Source organism: Chitinophaga sp. 180180018-3 (genome assembly GCF_037893185.1).
Taxonomy (GTDB): Bacteria; Bacteroidota; Bacteroidia; order Chitinophagales; family Chitinophagaceae; genus Chitinophaga.
In genome coordinates this window covers 2,538,161-2,555,904 of the sequence record NZ_CP140772.1, presented here as the reverse complement: position 1 = coordinate 2,555,904, position 17,744 = coordinate 2,538,161, and the positions used below count along the sequence as shown (strand labels likewise).

General features: G+C 49.7%; 12 protein-coding genes. 11 read left to right on the top strand and 1 reads right to left on the bottom strand.

Going from position 1 to position 17,744, the window contains the following annotated elements; all coding sequences use genetic code 11:
* Positions 1–4 precede the first annotated feature (4 nt).
* The 5 genes from sufC to UNH61_RS10215 are packed head-to-tail and all read left to right on the top strand — an operon-like array spanning position 5 to position 4,133.
* Positions 5–802 carry a Fe-S cluster assembly ATPase SufC gene (gene sufC, locus UNH61_RS10235; RefSeq protein WP_326992005.1) on the top strand — a complete coding sequence of 266 codons (798 nt, stop codon included), beginning with the start codon at positions 5–7 and terminating at the stop codon, positions 800–802.
* Between the two features lie 9 nt (positions 803–811).
* Positions 812–2,131 carry a Fe-S cluster assembly protein SufD gene (sufD, locus tag UNH61_RS10230; protein ID WP_326992004.1) on the top strand — a complete coding sequence of 440 codons (1,320 nt, stop codon included), beginning with the start codon at positions 812–814 and terminating at the stop codon, positions 2,129–2,131.
* A 7-nt stretch (positions 2,132–2,138) separates the two neighbouring features.
* Positions 2,139–3,386 carry a cysteine desulfurase gene (locus tag UNH61_RS10225; RefSeq protein WP_326992003.1) on the top strand — a complete coding sequence of 416 codons (1,248 nt, stop codon included), beginning with the start codon at positions 2,139–2,141 and terminating at the stop codon, positions 3,384–3,386.
* A 10-nt stretch (positions 3,387–3,396) separates the two neighbouring features.
* Complete coding sequence (locus tag UNH61_RS10220) at positions 3,397–3,825, top strand: SufE family protein (protein ID WP_326992002.1); 429 nt, start codon at positions 3,397–3,399, stop codon at positions 3,823–3,825.
* Positions 3,822–4,133, top strand: a complete 312-nt coding sequence (locus tag UNH61_RS10215) for an iron-sulfur cluster assembly protein (protein WP_326992001.1) — start codon at positions 3,822–3,824, stop codon at positions 4,131–4,133. The genes UNH61_RS10220 and UNH61_RS10215 overlap by 4 nt, the downstream gene beginning before the upstream one ends.
* A 90-nt stretch (positions 4,134–4,223) precedes the next feature.
* On the opposite strand, the gene UNH61_RS10210 is transcribed toward UNH61_RS10215, so the two are convergent.
* Entirely contained in the window at positions 4,224–5,546 is a 1,323-nt protein-coding gene (locus UNH61_RS10210; protein WP_326992000.1) for a DUF3472 domain-containing protein, read from the bottom strand.
* A gap of 446 nt (positions 5,547–5,992) precedes the next feature.
* Here UNH61_RS10210 and UNH61_RS10205 point away from each other — a divergent pair, with 446 nt between their 5' ends.
* From UNH61_RS10205 to UNH61_RS10180, 6 genes are all read left to right on the top strand, one after another.
* Positions 5,993–7,306 (top strand): SWIM zinc finger family protein, encoded by a 1,314-nt coding sequence (locus UNH61_RS10205; RefSeq protein ID WP_326991999.1) that lies wholly within the window; start codon positions 5,993–5,995, stop codon positions 7,304–7,306.
* Positions 7,306–8,760, top strand: coding sequence for a DUF5691 domain-containing protein (locus UNH61_RS10200; RefSeq protein WP_326991998.1), 1,455 nt, complete (start codon positions 7,306–7,308; stop codon positions 8,758–8,760). The genes UNH61_RS10205 and UNH61_RS10200 overlap by 1 nt, the downstream gene beginning before the upstream one ends.
* A gap of 24 nt (positions 8,761–8,784) precedes the next feature.
* Positions 8,785–9,864 carry an AAA family ATPase gene (locus UNH61_RS10195; protein ID WP_326991997.1) on the top strand — a complete coding sequence of 360 codons (1,080 nt, stop codon included), beginning with the start codon at positions 8,785–8,787 and terminating at the stop codon, positions 9,862–9,864.
* Between the two features lie 77 nt (positions 9,865–9,941).
* Positions 9,942–13,628, top strand: a complete 3,687-nt coding sequence (locus UNH61_RS10190; RefSeq protein ID WP_326991996.1) for a DUF5682 family protein — start codon at positions 9,942–9,944, stop codon at positions 13,626–13,628.
* A complete protein-coding gene (locus UNH61_RS10185; protein ID WP_326991995.1) occupies positions 13,618–14,757 on the top strand; it encodes a VWA domain-containing protein in 1,140 nt (379 codons plus the stop codon). Before UNH61_RS10190 ends, UNH61_RS10185 begins: the two co-directional genes overlap by 11 nt.
* A gap of 19 nt (positions 14,758–14,776) precedes the next feature.
* Positions 14,777–17,701, top strand: a complete 2,925-nt coding sequence (locus UNH61_RS10180) for a DUF4132 domain-containing protein (protein ID WP_326991994.1) — start codon at positions 14,777–14,779, stop codon at positions 17,699–17,701.
* The last annotated feature ends 43 nt before the right edge of the window (positions 17,702–17,744 follow it).

Sequence of the window (17,744 nt, the reverse complement as noted above, 5' to 3'; positions counted from 1 at the left end):
TCCAATGAATAAAATACAGAACGAAACAAAAACAATCATGCTGACGATTAAAAATCTGCACGCAGAGGTAGAAGGAAAAAAGATACTGAAAGGCATTAATCTCGAAATCAACAAAGGAGAAATGCATGCCATCATGGGGCCTAACGGTTCCGGTAAAAGTTCGCTGGCATCTGTATTAGCAGGCCGCGATAACTACACCGTTACTGAAGGTGAAGTGTGGTTCAATGGAAAAAACCTGCTGGAACTGTCGCCCGAAGACCGTGCCCGCGAAGGTGTGTTTCTCGCTTTCCAATACCCTGTGGAAATCCCAGGCGTTTCCAATCTCAACTTCCTGAAAACAGCCCTGAATGAAATCCGGGCGTATAAAGGTCTTCCTGCCCTCGAAGCCAGGGAGTTCCTGAAGCTGACCAAAGACAAACAACAACTCGTTGACTTCCACTCCAACCTGATGAACCGTTCCCTGAACGAAGGATTCAGCGGTGGTGAAAAGAAACGTAACGAAATATTCCAGCTGGCTATGCTGGATCCTCAGCTGGCTATACTGGACGAAACCGATTCCGGTCTGGATATCGATGCGCTCCGTATCGTTTCCAACGGCGTGAACAAATTGCGTGACGCAGAAAAATCTTTCGTAGTAATCACTCACTATCAGCGCCTGCTGGAGTATATCATCCCCGACTTTGTACACGTACTGTACAATGGCCGTATCATAAAAACCGGTACCAAAGAACTGGCACTGGAACTCGAAGAAAGAGGATACGACTGGCTGAAAGAGGAATTACATTTGAAAGAATCCGTTTAAGAAAGAATTATGACAAGCGATATGATATTGCCATTTTACCAGGCGTTAACAGAAGATGTAACAGCACTGTCGGCACAGGCTCCGGTACTGGCTACAGACGGGTTGCAAGACATCCGCCGCGAGGCGCTGGAGCGCTTTTCAGCAATAGGGCTTCCTACGCTGAAAACGGAAGCATGGCGCTACACTAATATTCAGCGTTATCTGAAAGAATTCCCATATGAGCTGCTGACTTCAGCAGCCCCGGTAGATGCCGCCACCACGGCAGCTGCCGCTATACCGGAGCTCGATTGCTACCGTGCGGTACTGGTAAATGGTCATCTGCAGGCCAACCAATCCGTACTCCCGGAAGGCAAAGGCATTACCATCGGCGCGCTGAGCGCTCATACGGCTGCTCCCGGTTTTGTGAACCATTTCAACAAACAACAGCATCTTAGCGCCGAATCGCTGGCACAGCTGAATACCGCCCTGTTCGCAGACGGTCTTTACCTGGAGCTGGCTGCCAATACAGTGCTGGACAAACCACTGCACATTGTGCACGTATATGCCTGCACCAACCATTCCTTTATCCAGCCCCGCCACCTGTGGGTGCTGAACCGGAGCGCTTCCGCTACCATCATTGAAACTGCTGTTCATGCCAGCGCCACTGCCGTGGCATTTGCCAACAGCGTACAGGAAACTGTGGTGATGGAAAACGCTGAACTGTGGCACTATAACATACAACAGGGAGCTGATAGCTTCCGCGAAGTACTTACTACTGCTGCAGCCCAGCAAAAAGACAGCCGCTACCACCATTTCAGCTTCACCCTGCCAGGTACGCCACTCACCCGTAACAACCTGAACGTGGCCCTGAATGGCAGCCATACTGAAACGAACCTGAATGGCTTATACATTACCAACAAACATCAGCATGTAGATAACCATACTTTCATGGATCATATCATGCCCGACTGCCACAGTAATGAACTGTATAAAGGCGTATTGCTGGATAACTCCAATGGAGTATTCACCGGTAAGATCCTGGTGCACCAGGAAGCCCAGAAAACAAATGCCTTCCAGCAGAATAACAACCTGCTGCTGGGCGCCAAAGCAGATATCAACTCCCAGCCACAGCTGGAAATATATGCTGATGACGTGAAATGCAGCCACGGTTTTACCGCCGGCCAGTTCAGCGAAGAAGCGATGTTCTACCTCCGCTCCCGCGGAATCGGGGAAGAATCCGCCAAAGCCCTGATGGTAAACGCATTCTCTCACGACATCACAGACACGATACAGGTACCTGCCCTGCAACATTACCTGCAGGAGCAGATTGCAGAGATCATGAATAACTAGAAAGAAGATGGAACATATTGCTAATATAGTAACCGACGACCTGGATATAGCGCAGATTAGAAAGGACTTTCCGATACTGCAACAACAGGTATATGGCAAACCGCTGGTGTACTTCGACAACGGAGCTACCACGCAAAAGCCGCAGGTTGTAATAGATGCCGAAGCGCGCTATTATGAAGTTTATAACAGCAATGTGCACCGTGGCGTACACCACCTGAGCCAGGTGGCTACTGAAGCATATGAAAATGCCCGCCGCATCATAGCCGGGTATATCAATGCAGCTCACTCCCATGAGATCATCTTCACAAAAGGCACTACCGACGGTATCAACCTGCTGGCAAATACCATGAGCCGCCGCTTCCTGAAAGCGGGCGACAGCGTGATTATTTCCGCCATGGAACATCACAGCAACATTGTACCCTGGCAGATTGCCTGCGAGGAAACCGGCGCTACCCTGAAAGTAATCCCGATCAATGAACGCGGAGAACTCGAGATGGATGTGTACAAGGCCATGCTGGATGATACCGTGAAAATAGTAGCCATCACTTATGTTTCCAATACACTGGGTACTGTGAACCCGGTTCAGGATATCATAACGCTGGCGCATGCACGTAATATCCCGGTAATGCTGGATGCCGCACAGGCCGTACAACATATCGCTATTGATGTGCAGGCCCTGCAGGTGGATTTCCTGGTATTCTCCGGACATAAAATCTACGGCCCCACCGGTACCGGTGTTTTATACGGTACCTCGGAATGGCTGAACAAACTGCCTCCCTACCAGGGCGGTGGCGATATGATCAAGACCGTTACGTTTGCCAAAACCACCTATAACGAACTGCCGTATAAATTTGAGGCAGGCACACCGAATATCGCAGGATCCATCGGCTTGGGCGTTGCCATCGAATACCTGCAGCAGGTGGGTCTCGATAAAATACAACAACGGGAAGAAGAACTCATGGCCTATGCCCTGCAGGAAATGCGTAAGATAGACGGTATCCGCTTTATCGGCGATGCCGCCCACAGAAACGGGGTCATTTCCTTCCTGGTACACAATATTCACCCCTTCGATATGGGCGAATTGCTGGATAAGCAGGGTATTGCGGTAAGAACAGGCCATCACTGTACAGAACCATTGATGGACTTATTCAAAATACCCGGTACGGTGCGCGCTTCCCTGACTTTTTATAACACGAAAGAAGAAATAGACAAACTGGTAGCCGGTATAAAACGTGCGGCTGCCATGCTTTTGTAAACAGGCGACTATGACGATTCAGGAAATACAAGAAGAAATAATATCGGATTTTTCGGTAATGGGCAGCTGGGAAGATAAATATGAATACATCATCCAGCTCGGTAAGGAATTACCACTGATTGCCGACGAATACAAAACACCGGATAATCTGATCAAAGGCTGCCAGTCGCGCGTGTGGTTACATACAGAGCTGAAAGACGGAAAACTTTTTTTCACTGCCGACAGCGATGCCGTGATCACAAAAGGTCTGGTTAGCCTGATGATATATGTACTTTCCGGTCATACTCCCAAGGATATAGCTGCCGCAGATATTCATTTCATCGATGCCATCGGCCTGAGCAGCCATCTCTCTCCTACCCGTTCCAACGGATTACTGAGTATGCTCAAACAGATGAAATTATACGCGGTGGCCTACCAGGCAAAAATTAACCAGCAATGAGTGAAGCTATATTAAGAGAACAGATAGAAGCACAGCTGAGAACTGTATTTGATCCGGAAATACCGGTAAATATATGGGAGCTCGGACTGGTTTACGCCGTAAACATCAAAGAGAACAACAGGATATGGATCGAAATGACGCTGACGGCCCCCGGCTGCCCGGTTGCAGGCGACATCATCCGGGAAGTAGAAGAAAAAGTAAGGAACATAGAAAGCGTATCTGATGTAGATGTTCACCTGACCTTTGATCCACCCTGGAATAAAGATATGATGAGTGAAGAGGCCAAACTGGAACTGGGCTTTTTGTAAGCCTGCCAATAAGATCGGCCACTGACCTGAATAAAAAGCGGATAGCTGTAGATGCTATCCGCTTTTCTTTTACATGAAGCACGATGGTCATCAGTTGTTGGGCAATGCGGAAAGATCCACATTCGGTGGTGTGTTCGTTGCCGGGCGCGTATAGGTTTGCCCTACACTATTGCCCACCTGCCTGAAACCACCACTGAACATATAAAAAACACCGTTCTCAATGCCGGCCCCTTCATCATAACGTTGATGCGAAGCGTCACTGGCAGTAGTGCTGAAGGAAGCCTGCGTCAGCTCTGTCCAGGTACCACTGGTATTACGCACCCACTGATTGCCATAACGCGCTTTGAAGAAATCGTTACCATTGCTGCCAAAATTTTCCACAAATGAATAAAGTCCACCGAGTAACTGCCCGTTCGTTTTGGATTTATCCCACTGTGCTATGAGCTGCCACGCGCCATTCTCCGGTGCATAGAAATAAGCGGTAAAAATAGTATGCGTGCCGGAAGCAACAGCATGCACCAGCATCCTGTAAGTGTTACCGGTTTGCCAGGAGAATTTCAGATAGCTCTGTCCTCCGGAGCCCTCTCCCCCAAAAGGATTAGCGGTAACGCCACTACCTTTCTTCACTAACGTAACCGCATAGTCGGATGGTATCTGCGTAGGGTCGTTGGTGTTATAGTTGCTCCAGATAGAAAACAGCACACGCCTTTCAGTAGGGCTGTTCACCTGGATACCAAAGTAGCCATCCCAGAAACCATTGGTCATGTAATAAGCATTCAGCGGATCAGCGCTGGCAGGTACATTGATCTCTGTATAGAACCACTCCATCTGCCCACCACCAGGAACCGGGTACGACAGATGCGTTGCAGGCGCACTCTTGTACTGGCTCTTGTTATATTTCAGATTCAATGCGCTGTTGATGATTACAGATTGCACATCCGGCAGGTACGTGCCGTTCTTCGTCACCGCCTTTATTTCCAGGCAATGATATTGTGCCGAGGTAATGTTGAACGCGCCCACATTCAGGGTCACATAGCCGGAAGTCTGGTTTACTGTTACGTTGTAGCTGGTGCCGGAGCTATCCAGCCGGATACGCAACGTATTGGTATTGGACGGCGCTTTCACCACGACAGATACATTCATGGTACCTGTAAGCTGAGGATAGAAGAACACGCGTGTAAAGCCGCTCGAATCGGTCCAGGCGCCTAGTCCTGATGCAGATATCGAACCATAGCCATTGCTTTGATCTTTCGGGTAAACATAACCATTGCTGTAAAGCGTTACAGTATCATTTTTCGATACCAGCTCGGTAACAGGTTTCTTACCGGCATCGCTAACAAGTTCACTGTTGTTGGGTTTGGCACATGCGCCCAGCAGGAGGCTGCACAGCAAAATCATTGGATAATTTTTCATGTTTGTGGGTTTGAATTTTGGTTTGGGTTTGGGTATACGTTAAGTGCTCCATGTACAAAGGAATGCGGGCTTGTTCACTAAAACGGTGCTACGGATTTTACGATCGTCTCTATTAAAAGTACTTTTTACATCTTATCTGATAAAATTATCCTGTTTTTATGGAGTAAAAATGACAGGGCGTGATAATATAACAGTGAATAAATAGATATTAAAAAGAACAGCCACCACAAATTGATGTCCCATAGAGTTTTAGCAGCATTACAATTTAATGACTAATGATGCCCTCGTATTAAAGAAGAATTACGAATTAGGAATTACGAATTACGAAATACCCCGGAGACCATAGCGGATAATATTATCAATCGCTATGGTCTCCGGGGTATTTCGTAATTCGTAATTCCTAATTCGTAATTCTTCTTTAATTTGTGCGCAAAACCGTTAATCCATTGAACCTATCCGACGAACAAGTACTAGCGATGGCACCTGACGATTCTTCGAGGAAATCGGGGAAGGATCTGGCGAACCCGGCGAAATGGGTGAGCAAAGGTGTCAGCGAAAATGCCCTCTGGGGCGAATGCCAGGGCAGCGGCAGCAAACCGTACCGGACCCAGATAGATACCGTCAATACTGCCTTCAAATGCAGTTGCCCTAGCCGTAAATTTCCCTGTAAACACGGACTCGGACTGCTATTGCTGTATTCCCGTCAGCCTGATTCGTTTCCTTCGGAAACCCCGCCCGACTGGGTGAGTGAATGGCTGTCGAAGCGCACCGAAAAAGAAGAAAAGAAAAGCACGCAGGCAGCTGCCGGTGAAAAAACAGTGGATACAGCCGCCCAGGCAAAGCGGCAACAGGCCCGGCAACAAAAAGTAGCCGACGGTGCTGCAGATCTGGTGCGCTGGATAAAAGACCTGGTGCGAAGCGGTATCATGGATGTTCCGGAAAAAGACAATTCCTTCTTTGAAAATATGATACGGCGTATGGTAGATGCTCAGGCTCCCGGCCTGGCTGCCATGCTGCGCGAACTGGGCGACATCAGCTACTTCCATGAAGGCTGGCAGTCTGTTTTCGTCAATCAGCTGATCCGCATTTACCTCGTGATACAGGGATATCAGCGGATTGAACAACTGCCCGGAGCCCTGCAACAGGATATACGCGGACTGATTGGCTTCTCCCGGTCGCAGGAAGAATTAAAGGAGCAAACAGGCATTACGGATACCTGGCAGATCCTCGGCAAACAAACTTCCGAAGAAGACAAACTGGTAGTAGACCGTTACTGGCTGTATGGTACCAACACCGGCAAAACTGCGCTGATACTACAGTTTTATGTGCGGGGCCAGAGCAATATCACCCAGCCGCTGACTCCCGGAACCGCTATTAATGCCGAGCTGGTGTTTTATCCTTCAGCAGCTCCGTTGCGCGCCATCATCAAACAACAAACAATTGTGCCGGCCCGCCATAGCTTCCATGGCCTTCACGGCTGGCAGGAAGTCGTGGAAGCGCAAACCGCCATCAGTGAAGTATTGCCCATATATGGCGACCAGCTGTATACCATCGCTTCACTGACACCGGTATGGTACCAGGAACAATGGTGGCTGCAAGACAGCCATCAACACATGATGCCGGTGCGGAAAACTTTTCAGCAAATCTGGAAGCTGCTGGCGCTCAGTGGCGGGCAACCGCTGCCCATGGCTGTAACCGGAAAGGAAATGCAATATGAACCACTGGGAGTATGGCACAACCAGGAATATAAAATACTATAATGGAGCAGTGGGCCAACATCATCAATTCAGCATTATTAGGAACCGGTAAAAAAGTTGCGGATGCAGGTACGCTAAGTAACGTGCTGCAACAGGCCGCAGACAATATCTCCGCCGCTACTGCCAGCGATCGGGAAGAGCATTTTTTGCAACTGGCTTCTCTTATATATAATTTCCGCCAGAGCGGTACCCAGCCAGTGAAAGCGAATGCCGCGCCACTGGCCGTCTGCCGGCCAGAGACCAAACCTTATTGCTCCCCCGCCGCCAATCGCGTGCTGCAACAGGTATTGGATACAGACAGTATTCAGTTGCTGCAGCTGTGGCTGGAATACTGCACGCAGAAAGGCTTCCTGATGCAGCCGGACATTCTGCCGGTGATGCTGGACCGTGGCTGGCGGAACAAATCCCTTCGCACATTCATTGCTGCAGCGGGTGGCTACCGGGCAGAATGGCTGGGACAACTCAACCCCGACTGGAATTTCTCCAGGGTAGCAGAATCCCTCGAAGAACGGTGGCAGAACGGTGCTACCGCCCAGCGGGTGGAGGCACTAAAGGAGCTACGGGCCTCCGATCCGCCCGCCGCCCGCAGCTGGCTGCAACAAACCTGGGCTAAGGAAAGTGCCTCCGTGAGGGCAGAATTGCTGAGCGTATTTGGTCAGCCTGCCGATCCGGAAGACCTGGAATGGCTGGAGTACTTACTGAACGATAAAAGCAAACAGGTCAGGGAAACTGCGGTGCAACTGCTTAAAAAGATTCCCGGCTCTTCCCTGCATGAGCTTTACTGGCAGGTACTGGAATCCTCCGTTCAGGTAGATGCCGATGGTAACATACATCTATCCTTACCAGAAAATATTAATGAAGACGTTTTCCGCAGCGGTATTGAAAAGCTCAGCAGCGATAGTAAGATATCCGACGAAACGCATATACTCTATCAGCTTTTCAGTTTCGTACATCCCTCCCGCTGGGAAAAATACTTCGGGAAAAATACCCGGGAAATGATACGCCTGTTCCTGTTCGACAAGGTACTGCAGCCATTTGTTCCCGCGCTGGTGCTGGCTATCACCTGGTTTGAAGATAAACAAAGGGCGTTGTCGTTTATGCTGGAGAGTAGCACCTTTTATATAGAGCTGATTCCCATACTTCCCCCCGACCTGCAACAGCATTTTGCCGAAGTCAGCTTCGACCAGGATCCGGCGGCCGTTATCGGGTATGTTGCAGCCATTGAAGATGAATGGAGCCTTCCGCTATGTGAACGTATATTGAAGTATGCGGCCACGCAGCCTTATTCCTATAACCAGCAATTCATGAGTAATGTTATCCGGCAGATACCAGTGGGCATTATGGCTAAACTGGATGAAATAGCGCCAACAGCTTCCTATCATACCGGCTACTGGAACAATATCAAAGTACATCTTGGCAAGCTGCTGCAAGCCAAAAGTCAGATTCAATCACTTTAACACAAACCGCTTAATTGTCATACCATGTCAGACATTTTACGTTATCACGCCGAACAACTGTACGCGCAGGAACTCGAGGAGTTGAAAAAACAGGACCAGGAGAAACGTCCTTTTAACTGGCAGTTGTCGCCCCAATCGGTTGTCACCTACCTGATAGGCGGAAAACTGAAAAACGGATTTGAAGTAACTCCTAAATATATAGGCAGCAGGCGGCTGATGGAAATTGCTGTAGCTACGCTGGCTACCGACAGGGCCCTGTTGCTGTACGGGCTGCCCGGTACTGCTAAAAGCTGGGTAAGCGAGCACCTGGCTGCTGCTATCAGCGGCGACTCTACCCTGATTATACAGGGAACTGCCGGTACCAGTGAAGAGAGCATCCGGTACGGATGGAACTATGCGCGTCTTCTTGCAGAAGGCCCTTCCCAACAGGCACTCGTGGAAACTCCGGTGATGCGGGCCATGAAAGAAGGCAAACTGGCACGTATAGAAGAGCTGACCCGTATCGGTGCCGATGTACAGGATACCCTGATCACCATCCTGTCGGAGAAAACGCTGCCAGTTCCGGAGCTGAACACGGAAGTACAAGCCAGCAAAGGGTTCAACGTAATTGCCACGGCCAATAATCGTGATAAGGGCGTCAACGAACTGTCGAGCGCTTTGAAACGCCGCTTTAATACGGTGATCCTCCCGGTTCCGGATTCTATGGAGGAAGAAATTGATATCGTAAGAAGAAGGGTGGAAAGTTTCGAAAAAGTAATGGAGCTCCCGGCAGAGAAGCCTGCACTGGAAGAGATCCGCCGTATCGTTACCATATTCCGCGAGCTCCGTAATGGCGTTACCCTGGATGGCAAAACCAAACTGAAATCGCCCGGTGGTACCCTCAGTACGGCAGAAGCAATATCGGTAGTAAACAATGGACTGGCGCTGGCGGCCTACTTCGGCGATGGTACTTTGAATGCAGCGGATCTGGCGGCAGGTATTGTGGGCGCAGTAGTTAAAGATCCGGTTCAGGATAAACTGGTTTGGCAGGAATATCTGGAAACGGTAGTGAAAACACGGGAAGACTGGAAAGATGTGTACAGGGCCTGCCGTGATTTGAATTAAGGATGAGGAATGTGGAATTGAGAACGAGAGAAAGGCGGTGTTAGCAGCCGGATTGTTTTTATGATAAAGAGAGATTTATGTCTGTACATATTTTAGGTATACGGCACCATGGCCCGGGGTCGGCGAGGAATGTAAGAGCATTCCTGGAACAGCTGCAGCCGGATATAGTGCTGATTGAAGGTCCGCCGGAAGCCGATGGGTTGATTCAATGGGCGGGGCACGCAGATCTGCAGCCACCGGTGGCGATTCTTGCGTACCAGCCTGATAGTCCGCAGAAGGCCTGTTTTTATCCGTTTGCAGCTTTTTCGCCGGAGTGGCAGGCAATGCTGTATGCCCGGGAGCATAACATACATGCCAGGTTTATGGATCTTCCGCTGGCACATGTATTCGGATTAGATAACGAAGCTGAGGCCAAAGCGGCGGCGGATACGGAGAATGGGAATACGTCCGGGGAGGACGGGAAGGAGCACCTGAATGATAGCCAATTCCGGTGGGCGGCAACTGGCGTAGCTAATACGGAGAAGGGAGGTATCTCCGGGGAGGAGCACCTGAATGGTAATCAATTCCGGTGGGCGGCAACCGGCGTAGCTAATACGGAGAAGGGAGGTACCTCCGGGAAGGAGCACCTGAATAATAATCAGGCAGCAGGCCCTTCACAGGGCCTTCAAAACAGCCAGATGAGGTTCACCCGCAATCACCCGGGACCTTTTGGCAACGATCCCCGTGAGGATCAACCTATCATCTTCCCATCTCCCGATAATAAAAAAAGTAACGAAAATTCCGGCCTGTTAAAAAATCGGCAGGACTATTTACAAGATATACCATTCCCAACAGGATTACTTTGCGAAAAATGTTGTCCTCCGGATCATGAAAAAAGCAAGTTAAGAAGTGAAATTTTCATTCCTGAAATTTGCGAAACATATGATGAGAATAAATTATTTCTCATGGGCCCTGATGAGAAATGTTGCCTCCCTCGTCATGAAAAAAGCGGGTCAAAAAGTGAAACTTTAATCCCCGAAATTCGCGAAACACATGATGAAAATACATCATCTCCAATAGGTCCTGATGAAAAATTTTGCCTTCCTCATCATGAAAAAAGCAGGTCAAAAAGTGAAATTTTAACCCCCGAAATTCGCGAAACAAATGATAAAAATTCATCATCTCCAATAGATCCTGATGAAAAATTTTGCCTTCCTCATCATGAAAAAAGCGGGTCAAAAAGTGAAACATTCCTCTCTGAAATCTGTCAAACATATGATAAAAACACATTATCTTTCACGGATCATTTTGGAAAATGTTGCGGCTCTCATCATGAAAAAAGCAGGTTAAAAAGTGAACCTTTCATCGCTGAAATCCGCGAAACACATGATGGAAATACATCATTTATTACGGATCAACCGGACAGTGAACGACAGGAAAATACTCAAAAATCTGCCGGAAGTAAATCTTCAACCTGGAGAAGTAAAACTGCAATATTGTCCGAAAAACACGCGAATATCGATCAAAATGACTGGTTCTCTGAAAAAAGAACCAATATGACAATTCAAGCAAGCTCTACAGGATCTGATAGCAAAAAGGTGGAAATAAATGGAATTCACTCATCTATTTCAACACAAAATGAAATAGATAATAACAAAAAGATTATCAATTCAATAAATGATATCTATTCAATTATTTCATTAAGAAAAAACAGCCTTCCGGACGATCGGAAAATGCACTTTTGTCAGGGTTTTTCTCCGAAAATGCCTTCTTTTCCATCAAAAGACTATAATAATCTGATTGTCAATAATAAAGAAGCATTTTATTCAAATAAATCATTAAACAGTCTCGCATTTTACCTTTCTGCAGCTGAAAATGAAAAAGAAATTGCCGAAACGCTCCCTGTTGAGGCACAGTTCGCTTATCAGGACCCTATTTCCCATCTTGCTGAGGCCGCTGGTTACGACGATGGAGAGCGATGGTGGGAACATATGTTTGAATACCGCCAGGATCAGGAACAGGTTTTTGACGCCGTGCATGATGCCATGAAAGCACTCCGGGAGGAACTCCCCCGTCGCGAAAGCCGGCGCGAAAAACTCCGGGAGGCATGGATGCGGAAATGCATCCGGCAGGCTGAAAAGGAAATGTTCCAGCGCATTGCGGTAATATGTGGCGCCTGGCATGCCCCGGCCTTACAGGAAATGCCCAAACAAAAAGAAGACAACGACCTGCTGAAAGGATTACCTAAAGCCAAAGTGGAATGCACCTGGATTCCCTGGACCTATAGCCGCCTGAGTTATGAAAGCGGCTACGGCGCCGGTATCCCCTCCCCGGGCTGGTACGAACATATCTGGGAGCATCCCAAAGACGATGGTACCCGCTGGATGGCATTGGTTGCCCGATTATTCAGGGAGCAGCAACAGGACACTTCGGTGGCGCATGTCATGGAAGCCGTACGTCTTGCCAACGCCCTCGCCTCGCTGCGGCACTTTTCCCGCCCCGGCCTGGAGGAACTCAATGAAGCTACCCTCGCTGTATTGTGTAATGGCGAAAGCATCCTGATGCAGCTGATAAGGGACGAGCTGATTGTACGCAACAAGATCGGCTCCGTACCATCGGAGGTGCCCATTCCCCCACTGCAGGCCGACATTACCCGGCTGCAGAAAAAACTACGCCTGCCGCAAACGGCGGATTTCAAGGATTATACCCTCGACCTCCGAAAGGATACGGACCTCGACCGAAGTATTTTCCTGCACCGCCTGCAACTCCTGGGCATCAACTGGGGGCAGCGGTTCGAAGTATCCGGCAAGGGGACTTTCAAGGAGCAGTGGCGACTGCAATGGGATCCATCTTACTCAATAGATATTATAGAAAAAGGCAACTGGGGAAATACTGTCGGGGAAGCTGCCTCCCGCTACGTGACCCATACCGCCCAAAATACGACTACCCTGCCGCAGGTTTGCAGCATGCTGGAATCGGCCATTCCTGCCGAGCTACCGGCCGTTGTAGATGTGCTGATACAACGGATCAATAACCTGGCTGCTGCTTCGGGCGATGTGCTTCAGCTGATGGAGGTCATCCCTTCCCTCGTCAATATCAGCCGGTATGGAAACGTCCGTAAAACGGATGCTGCGCTGGTAAATAGTATTACGGAAAGCATGATAGGCCGCATCTGTATCAGTTTACCTTCCGCCTGTACGGCCATTGCCGACGATGCCGCCCTCCCGCTGCTCGACCTGTTCTTTGCCATGAACGATGCCATCGGCCTGTTGCAGGTTCCTGACCTGGCTGCCGCCTGGCAGGCAACGCTGAAAAGTATTTCCGGTAACAGCCACTCGGCCCCGATGATCGCCGGATATGCTACCAGGCTCCTGTTCGACACCAAAGCAATCGACGGCAATACCCTGGCCCGGACTTTCAGTGTATCCATGTCCGTTGCCAACCCGCCGGCTTCGGCCGCCGCCTGGCTGGAAGGCTTTCTGCGCGGTAGCGGCACCCTGCTCCTGCTCGATGAAGAACTCTGGAACATGGTATATAACTGGGCAGGTGAACTGGAAAATGATATTTTCATACAGGTATTACCGTTATTACGCCGCACCTTTTCTAACTTTACCGCCCCGGAACGGAAAAAACTGGGAGATAAAGTAAAGCATCGCGGCGCCAGTACCGGTATCCGGGTGGCAGCCCCTGACAACATCGACGGTGAACGCGGCAACAGGGGAATCCCGGTTGTCATGCAACTGCTCGGATTGGCTGACTTTAAATCATCGAGTGATGGAGCATGAAGAAATGATCCGCAGGTGGCGGCTCATCCTCGGAGGAGCTCAGCACGACGGTACTGCTTATACATTAGATAAGGCCGACCTGCAGTTAGATAAAACGCTGGAAGCACTATATGATACCACCCGCCAGGGAGGCCTGGGCCCTTCGTCGCCCAATGTGAGCCGCTGGCTGGGCGATATACGCACTTACTTTCCCGCTTCCGTAGTACAGGTGATGCAACAGGATGCCCTGAAGCGCCTGAACCTTACCCAGATGCTTTTCGAGAAAGAGATGCTGGAAAATACCGAAGCAGATGTGCACCTGGTAGCCACCCTGATGACACTTAGCCGGGTGATTCCGGAAAAAACCAAAGACACTGCCCGGCAGGTAGTACGTAAAGTGGTGGATGAGCTGATGAGGAAATTGTCGGCCCCCACCCAACAAGCCATCACCGGCAGCCTTAACCGAAGCGCCCGCAACCGGCGCCCCCGGCATAATGAGGTCAACTGGCACCTGACCATACAAAAAAATCTCCGCCACTATCAGCCCGACTATAAAACCATAATCCCCGAAACCCTCATTGGATACGGCAGGAAACGATCCGCCCTGAAAGAAGTAGTTTTATGCCTCGATCAAAGCGGATCGATGGGTACATCTGTCGTTTATTCTGGTATATTTGGGGCTGTAATGGCTTCCATACCGGCGCTGAAAACGCAGATGGTCGTGTTTGACACCGCCGTTGCAGACCTTACGGAGGAATTGCAGGATCCGGTGGAGCTGTTGTTCGGGGTGCAGCTCGGAGGAGGCACGGATATCAATGCTGCATTGAAATACTGCAGCCAGATTATCAGCAAACCAACAGATACTGTACTGGTATTAGTTACAGACCTCTTTGAAGGAGGCGATGAAAAAAATATGCGTAACCGCTTTATTGAATTGACCGCTGCCGGGGTACAAACCATCGTATTGCTGGCATTAAATGACGATGGCGCTCCCAGTTATGACCATGAAAATGCGCAATTCCTGGCTAACCTGGGAATTCCCGTTTTTGCCTGCTCACCGGATAAATTCCCGGACATGATGGCCATGGCCCTGAGCAAACAGGATATTGCGCAATGGGCCGCTAAAGAAGATATTGTGCTGAAAAAATAAAAGAATTTATTTACACTCTATGCCATACACACAGGAAATATTACTACCTATTGTTGAAAAACTGAAACAACGGACCGACTATGAAAACATCTCATCCACTTTACAATCCGGGGTAGATTTCCTTACAGGCCGAACTTTTGAAGTACCGGTATTTTCCTCTGCCGGAGAGGCCCAGTTAATGGGGTACTTTATCCCCCTGCTGCAAATACCTGACCTATGGAACGACAACGACCGACTTGTTCTGCAACTAATTTCGCCGTCCGTTACATGGAATGTATGCCGGGAACGATTCCTGGCTACCATTGTACCGCTGCTGGATCTGCCGGCCACCACCAGCTCGGTGGTGCTACGTTTCAGCTTCTTTACCAGCTTCCTCCAGCAACGGGGATGCTCACCACAGGAAGTAGGCTCCCTGCTGATCTCCTGGTCAGGCGACGGGAATAACTTTGACCTGACGCCGGTGAAATTTTCTCCCATGCGCAAGTTCCTCCAGGACCTGATCAAAAGCGCGGAGAAGCCGATGATCGACGATTATCTCGTTTTCTGGAAGGATAAAGGCTGGAACTCGCTGTTCTATCGCCTCCTGCTGAAGGGACATCCCGACCGGGAAATGGAATACCTCGAAAACGTATTGCAGCAACCCGGACATCTCATCGATCAGCAGGAAGTGAGCCGGGTATTGCTACACAGCAATGTAACCCGGTATGAGCCGCTGATCGGCGATATTGCCGCGAACCAGGTAGCCCGGTCCAACTTTGGAGCTGCCCTGTATGGCTATCACCTTCTGGCTTCACAACTGCCGGAAAAGTATGCGCTGCTGCTGCTGAAAACTGCTTACGATTATCTTGCTGCCCCCGGTGATGTAAGCGGGGATCGTGAAATACCTTATTCGCAGGTGCTACGCAAACCGGTTCCTGACAGGCTCCCCGCGGGTGTTATTGCTATAAAGGAAATATTACTGCAAGATCCCGGAAACAGCATTCCGTTCATGCGGGCGCACATCGCAGAAAACCGTTATCTGCATCCTGGCAGTTTCCTGGCACTGGCCGACGGGTTAAAGGAACAAGCCGCCCCCCTGCTGTTAACCGCACTGGATGGCGACTATGATCCAAGAGACGTGCTGCCGGCACTGACTACACTCGATAAGTCACTTTACCTCGAACAGCTCTGGCCGTTCACTTTACACCGACTGAAGTCGGTTCGTACGCTCGTTGCCGTTGTACTTGCAGAACATCCGCAGGCATTGGAGCGGGCATCCGAACTGCTGACGCACAAGAAGGCCGACCAGCGCCTGACCGCCGTACAGATACTAAGCCGGCTCGATCATCCGCAGGCCAGGCTGCTCCTGCTCCAGGCGCTTCACAGCGAAGTAAACGACGACGCACGCGATATCATGCTCGAAACCCTGGGCGGACATAACCTCGTTGGTACTGATGAAGAAATAGCAACTCAGCTGGTGCTGCTGGCGAAGAAGAGATTCAAGCTCAACAAGCCTGCTGAAAAATGGCTCGATGATAAAGCCCTGCCGCCAATGTATTTGCTGAACGGTGAGGTAATGTCCACCGATATGATGCGCTTCCTTTTTTATCGCATGGGCCGCGAAGCAGAAATACAACCCAACGTGGAAGCGCTGCCGGTATTGAAACTGGTAGACCGCAAACGCAGCGGGGATTTCGCAGTACAACTCTTCAAAACATATATGGCGCAAAGCGGCGAGGCTAAATATAAATACCTGATGACCCTCGCAGCCGCTGTAGGCGATGAAACCCTGATACCGGAGCTCCGGCACAATATCCAGTACTGGATCGATACCAAGCGGCTGAAGATGGCCGAACACGGCGTAGCCGCCCTGGGCCTGCAGGGAAGTATGCGGGCATTGAGGGAAGTGGAATATCTTTCCAGAAGATACCGCTTCCGCAAGTCCGTAGTAGGAGCAGCAGCGGTAGAAACCCTGCAGCACAAAGCCGATGAAACAGGCATTTCTTACCACGAGCTGGGCGACCAGCTCGTGCCGGATTTCGGCTTCCTGGGCCTGTACAAGCCTTTCTATGTTAACGAAGATCGTTATCATTATTATGTAGACAGCAACTTCAAGGCTGTTTACTTCAACGACAAACGCCGGCGACTGAAAGCGGTACCCGCCTCCACTCCTCCTGAAACACGTGCTGCCCTGAAAGCAGTTACCAGGGAGATAATGGCAGCAGCGAAAGTACAGGCGCTCAGAATGGAACATTTCATGGTGATACAGCGGAAATGGAGCGCAGCCAGATGGCAGCTGCTCTTCCTTCAGAACCCTCTCCTGTTTGCATTCGCGAACAGGCTACTATGGGGCCTGTTCGATGAAAAGGATCAGCTGATCACTCCTTTCTACTGCCGGGCAAACGGCTCACTGTTAAGCATATACGATACCGCAGTGGTGCTGCCTCCGAATGGTACCGTAAAGATCATTCACCCGATTAACCTGGAGCAGCCTGTGCTCCAGCAATGGAAACATAAATTTGATGCACTGTCTGTGGTGCCGGTCTTTCCTCAATTGGAAAGACCGGTAGCCGCGTTGCTACCACAACTGGAAGCCACTACCCTAGTGCATGATTTCGAAGACATTTCCCTGGAAAGTGATGCCCTCAACCGGTATATGGAACAGAAGGGCTGGAAACTGAGTGAGCAAACCGACGGCAAATACAGTCATGCCTGGTATAAAACCGACGATGAGCACCAGCTGGAAGTGATCATGGAAATGAGCAGTAATTTGAGGAATAACAACAACCTGTGTAAACTGGGCAAGCTTTATTTCATTGATAAAACCAAAGCCGAGAAGCGGCACCTCCGGAATGGGGACACAGAAATACCCGATTACCTGCTGCCATTGAAAAATGTTCCGTCGATTTTTTATTCAGAGGCTATTACAGATATGGCTGTTTCCCGTAAAATTGCCCTGACGTAGCTTTTTTCAAATCACAAGATTTTCTTTGTATTTTGATCACTCC

Coding starts and splice junctions, on each gene's coding strand:
- sufC (WP_326992005.1), top strand. CDS start 5: ATGAATAAAATACAGAACGAAACAAAAACAATCATGCTGACGATTAAA.
- sufD (WP_326992004.1), top strand. CDS start 812: ATGACAAGCGATATGATATTGCCATTTTACCAGGCGTTAACAGAAGAT.
- UNH61_RS10225 (WP_326992003.1), top strand. CDS start 2,139: ATGGAACATATTGCTAATATAGTAACCGACGACCTGGATATAGCGCAG.
- UNH61_RS10220 (WP_326992002.1), top strand. CDS start 3,397: ATGACGATTCAGGAAATACAAGAAGAAATAATATCGGATTTTTCGGTA.
- UNH61_RS10215 (WP_326992001.1), top strand. CDS start 3,822: ATGAGTGAAGCTATATTAAGAGAACAGATAGAAGCACAGCTGAGAACT.
- UNH61_RS10210 (WP_326992000.1), bottom strand. CDS start 5,546: ATGAAAAATTATCCAATGATTTTGCTGTGCAGCCTCCTGCTGGGCGCA.
- UNH61_RS10200 (WP_326991998.1), top strand. CDS start 7,306: ATGGAGCAGTGGGCCAACATCATCAATTCAGCATTATTAGGAACCGGT.
- UNH61_RS10195 (WP_326991997.1), top strand. CDS start 8,785: ATGTCAGACATTTTACGTTATCACGCCGAACAACTGTACGCGCAGGAA.
- UNH61_RS10190 (WP_326991996.1), top strand. CDS start 9,942: ATGTCTGTACATATTTTAGGTATACGGCACCATGGCCCGGGGTCGGCG.
- UNH61_RS10185 (WP_326991995.1), top strand. CDS start 13,618: ATGGAGCATGAAGAAATGATCCGCAGGTGGCGGCTCATCCTCGGAGGA.
- UNH61_RS10180 (WP_326991994.1), top strand. CDS start 14,777: ATGCCATACACACAGGAAATATTACTACCTATTGTTGAAAAACTGAAA.